A 4,586-nucleotide genomic window follows, 5' to 3' on the forward strand; every position below is an offset into this window, starting at 1 on the left:
GGAAATTCCTGACCAACTGCTGTGACTTGGTATGCTCGCTCAGGATTTCCTCTCAGTGCGGGAATATGGATAATTCCATGGATTTTTCTGCTAAATGGGTTGACAAATTGCAATAGTTGAACAAATTTTACTATTCTCCCTTGTGTATTTGCAACACTAATTTTCCCTTCTAAAAAACATCTTACTCTATTGAAAGCAAAGCTAATAGACTCCCCTTCGTCAAAATTTACGTTTGGATCGATCGAAGAATCTTTAGGCGCAAATCTAAATTGACTGAGCTTGTGAAGGATCTTTCCTCGATCTTGTTCATTCTCCAGCACTATCTCATTACGCTTAATTTTTGTAAGATTAGTATTACCGAATTCTATCCAAGATAAATCTATTGGTTTTCCATTTGTTTGACTAAAAGTATAAATTAATTTTCCAGTATTATGAATCTGGAAGCCTATACTGAATTCATTAACTTGACGATCGTTATGCTTGTTAAACAACTGCTTCGCAGAAGTAAATTTGACATGAGGGCCATTTAATAATAAAGCACCTGGATCGTAAGTAGCTTGCAATGTTTGCTTCATCAAGAGTAATGGCTGCATGACACTGGATTTACCAGAACTATTCGCTCCTGCCAAAATTGTTAGCGGAGCGATTTCCATCGTTATTTCTTCAGCAATTGCCTTATATCCTTTGACGATTATTGCTGTAATATCACCGTTATTAATTGGATTTTCGACGGATGATTCAGGCATATTTTATTATCTCCATTTTCGATCTCAAATCCCTCAACGAATGCCATTGCGAGACACCTATTGAGGGATTTATTTCAGTCGCAGATATTAATACTCCAGAACTGAAGAATCGACTTCTCGACTCCAAGCCTGGATGCCACCTTTAACATTCGTGCCTTCAATCCCTGCTTCTTTGAGGATCGCTAAGGCTTTTGCCGATCGACCGCCCATCTTACAATGAGCAATGAGACGATGGCCGTTGAGTGCCGCTTTAACTTGCTCGATTCCTTTGCCCTGCTCGATATCCGGCAGCGGAATCAAGATCGAACCGGGAATTTTGGCAATATCATATTCATTAGGATTGCGCACGTCGATGAGGACGAAATCCTTTGCACCACTATCGATCAGTTGCTTGAGTTCGGTCACAGTCATTTCTGCTAACATACTTTGTTGCTCCGCTTCAGCCGCTTTTGCTTGAGGAATCCCACAAAACATTTCGTAATCGATGAGTTTCTCGATAACCGGACGCACTGGATTGGGACGTAGTTTCAACTCGCGGAACTTCATCTCTAGGGCATTGTATAAGACCAACCGCCCGCTGAGAGTCGTGCCCTGACCGAGGATAATCTTCACCGTCTCCGTGGCCTGAATTACCCCGATAATGCCTGGGAGGATGCCCAAAACGCCACCTTCGGCACAGGAAGGTACCATCCCTGGTGGCGGTGGTTCTGGGTACAAATCGCGATAGTTGGGGCCACCTTGATAGTTGAAGACGGTTGCTTGTCCTTCAAACCGGAAAATCGACCCATACACGTTGGGTTTATCTAATAAGACGCAAGCATCATTGACTAAATACCGCGTGGGAAAATTATCTGTCCCATCGACGACGATATCGTAAGGACGCACGATATCGAGCGCATTGGCCGAACTCAAAGCCGTCTCATAGAGATCGACTTGGCAGTAAGGATTGATTTCATGAATCCGGTTTTTTGCCGATTCAATTTTGGGTTTGCCGACCCAGGAAGTGCCATGAATGACTTGGCGTTGGAGATTGGAGTGGTCTACCACATCAAAATCGACAATTCCCAACCGCCCGATGCCAGCAGCAGCCAAATATAGCAACAATGGCGAACCGAGTCCCCCCGTGCCGACGCAGAGCACACTAGCGGCTTTGAGACGTTTTTGACCGTCTAAGCCCACTTCGGGGAGGATCAGATGCCGCGAATAGCGAGCATATTCTTCAGGTAATAACTGGATTTCATCCAGATTCGGATCGAGCATAGCTAGTTTAGTTAAAGCTGATGATTGGTGAGTTCAACAGCGATCGCCAAGAGGTTTGGTATCTAGAAACTAGCACTCTGACCGTCGCCGTTTGCGGTGCCGTAGCTCCGCTCCATCGATCTGCCGCAAGCAATGTTTAAATTTAGACACTGCTGACCAGATTGATGGTTAATATTCTACCTCGTTTGCGGAGCATCTTCCCTGAAGAATCGCGGAGCATGTTTCTGACATAATCGATCCGATCGCCGCTGCAATCGCCGATTAAAACAAAACAGGAGTATATCCTCAGACATGCTCCTGTTTTAAATTAGATTAAATTGTCTGCTTAAGCAGCAGCCACAACTGGATAAACGCTAATTTTTTTACCGTTTTTGCCTCTCCGCTCGAAGGTAACAACGCCAGCGATTAGAGCGTAGATAGTGTAATCTTTACCCAAGCCAACATTATTACCGACGTGAAAAGATGAACCGCGTTGACGAACGATGATATTGCCAGCTTTGACTACTTCACCACCATACTTTTTGACACCCAATCTCTGGGCGTTTGAATCTCTACCGTTTCTAGTACTACCAGTACCCTTCTTAGAAGCCATAATTACCTCGAATTACTAAAAAATTGTGTTGCTCTTACTCCACTCATGGGAGGTGTGTGTTCCGGCTACGCAGCGACTGCAACCGCTTCAGCTTTGGCGATCGCCGCACCATTAACACTGATAGAATCAATCATCAACCGAGTCATTTCTTGACGGTGTCCGCGTTTTTTACGCGTTTTCTTTTTGGGCTGCATTTTGTAGACGATTACCTTGCGCGCGCGATAGTGGCGCATGATAGTACCTTCAACGGTAACGCCAGCAACTAGGGGTTGACCGATTTGGATGCTGCCATTGTTTTCGAGCAAGAACACTTTATCGATCGAAACAGTGGTATCGACTTCACCAGGCAACAATTCGATGTCATAGAAGCGACCTGGCTCGACTCGCATCTGCTTGCCACCAGTTTCAATAATTGCGTAAGTCATAGATTTTGTGATGTGAAACGCCGTACGGGTAGCCTCGCTGCTCGCGCAACAGACATTTGTCAAAAATTTAACCCGATCCGAGCTTAAGTTATAGACAGCCCCTTATTATGACAGATCGCGATCGATCGAGTCAATATTAATATATTTAGTAGCGATCGACCTGCATCTGAGCCGTTTCGGATAATTGGGGGATTTCGGTATACTTACCCAGTGCTGACATGACAATGCCATAAACAGACATCGCCCAAGTGCCAAAAAAGACGGTATTCATCAACACTTGAGTCAATGCACCCAAACCAATTATTGGCAGCAACACATATTGCAGTAACAGTCCGCACAAAGACAATAGAATACCGATTAAAATTGCTTGCAGCACATTAAACCGGATAAACCGATTGACCTTGGCATTGATGACAACGCCGACATATAGCCCTAAAAACAGCAATAAACCACCAATGCGATCGTTATTCAGTGCTAGCAACGGTGCTAGTGGCGAATATATCTGCTCAAAAATCGGAAACTGTGCAAATATAAATCTACCGAAAAAGAAGACGTCAGCGATCGGGAGTAAATAAGCAATACTCCCGAAAAATCGATCTGCGGCTGTTTGCGAACCTTGCCAACTCATCCAATCTACTCCCAGACCTAGTTACAACTATTTACATACTTACAGCATACCGCACTTATTTCGAGAGGACATTCCGAGGGAAATATTCCGCTACTGCCTTCAGTTTCGCTGTCTCTTCAGTAGTCGCGGCAGCAGCTTGTCCCGATCCGTCATATTTAGCTTGCAACGAGACTTTGACGCCCGCCATCAATTTCCAGTCCATTGCCGTATCTGTAGCCGTATTGTAATTAAATTTGCAGATATATTGCGGGTTAGGTGTAGAGGTAGTTGCGGCTGCAATTGCGGCTGCGGCTGCGGGTGAGTCAGAGCAGATCGGGTTTGCTGCCGTCAGAGTACCTGTATTGGGATTGACTGTGGCACCGGCTGGTGTCGAATTGACTATCTGCTCGAGTGCATTAGTGTATCTCTTGGCAGAAACATTGAAGTTTGTGATGCCTTTGATTAGTGGAACTGCGGTTGCCCCATTTTTGGAAAGATACAGCACGCCTGATGCATTGTTAGCAAAGGTGGAGTCTTTAACTAGCGTATATACCCTTTCTTCAATTAGATAAACTGCGTCTCCTGGATTGAAGGTAGCGGGTGTTGTGCCAATTACTGTTGCTGTAATGGCGTTGTTCGCAATCGCAGGATCGGGATTAGAACCAGCCACAAAACTCGCATTGTACTGAATCCCATATTGACTATAATTGCCAACACTCAGATCGCGCTCACCAGTCTGATTCAGAATTATCATGTGTCCGGCATTATCAGACACCGCAATTCTCACAGAAGGCGGATCTCCTGCCGTCGGACAAAACTCTGCGTTAGTTGGCTGTGATGGCGAGTTATAGGCAAGGGTGGGATTGGGATTTGCTTGTGTACAACGGTAGTCCCGTGCCTGTCTGAGGGCATCTGGTAGCACAAGCGAGAGGGAGTTAGTGGGTAGTACCGGCAGT

The 4,586-nt window shown here is 45.3% G+C and carries 6 protein-coding genes; all 6 read right to left on the minus strand.

What is annotated here, in order from left to right; genetic code table 11:
* A partial coding sequence (locus RMO84_RS17845; protein ID WP_310489784.1) for an AAA family ATPase occupies positions 1-746 on the minus strand: 746 nt, incomplete at its 3' end.
* 87 nt (positions 747-833) lie between these two features.
* On the minus strand, positions 834-2,006 hold the full coding sequence (moeB, locus tag RMO84_RS17850; protein ID WP_310489785.1) for a molybdopterin-synthase adenylyltransferase MoeB: 1,173 nt from the start codon (positions 2,004-2,006) through the stop codon (positions 834-836).
* A 325-nt stretch (positions 2,007-2,331) separates the two neighbouring features.
* Complete coding sequence (rpmA, locus tag RMO84_RS17855; protein ID WP_310489786.1) at positions 2,332-2,598, minus strand: 50S ribosomal protein L27; 267 nt, start codon at positions 2,596-2,598, stop codon at positions 2,332-2,334.
* Positions 2,599-2,663: 65 nt separating this feature from the next.
* Positions 2,664-3,023, minus strand: coding sequence for a 50S ribosomal protein L21 (rplU, locus tag RMO84_RS17860; RefSeq protein WP_310489787.1), 360 nt, complete (start codon positions 3,021-3,023; stop codon positions 2,664-2,666).
* 145 nt (positions 3,024-3,168) lie between these two features.
* On the minus strand, positions 3,169-3,651 hold the full coding sequence (locus tag RMO84_RS17865) for a Tic20 family protein (protein ID WP_310489788.1): 483 nt from the start codon (positions 3,649-3,651) through the stop codon (positions 3,169-3,171).
* 55 nt (positions 3,652-3,706) lie between these two features.
* The coding region (locus RMO84_RS17870) for a hypothetical protein (protein ID WP_310489789.1) at positions 3,707-4,586 on the minus strand (880 nt) is incomplete at its 5' end.

Source organism: Chamaesiphon sp. VAR_69_metabat_338, assembly GCF_031423935.1.
In the GTDB taxonomy this organism is placed as follows: Bacteria; Cyanobacteriota; Cyanobacteriia; order Cyanobacteriales; family Chamaesiphonaceae; genus Chamaesiphon.

Excerpts from the sequence above, each read along its gene's own strand:
- moeB (WP_310489785.1), bottom strand. The coding sequence starts at position 2,006 with ATGCTCGATCCGAATCTGGATGAAATCCAGTTATTACCTGAAGAATAT.
- rpmA (WP_310489786.1), bottom strand. The coding sequence starts at position 2,598 with ATGGCTTCTAAGAAGGGTACTGGTAGTACTAGAAACGGTAGAGATTCA.
- rplU (WP_310489787.1), bottom strand. The coding sequence starts at position 3,023 with ATGACTTACGCAATTATTGAAACTGGTGGCAAGCAGATGCGAGTCGAG.
- RMO84_RS17865 (WP_310489788.1), bottom strand. The coding sequence starts at position 3,651 with ATGAGTTGGCAAGGTTCGCAAACAGCCGCAGATCGATTTTTCGGGAGT.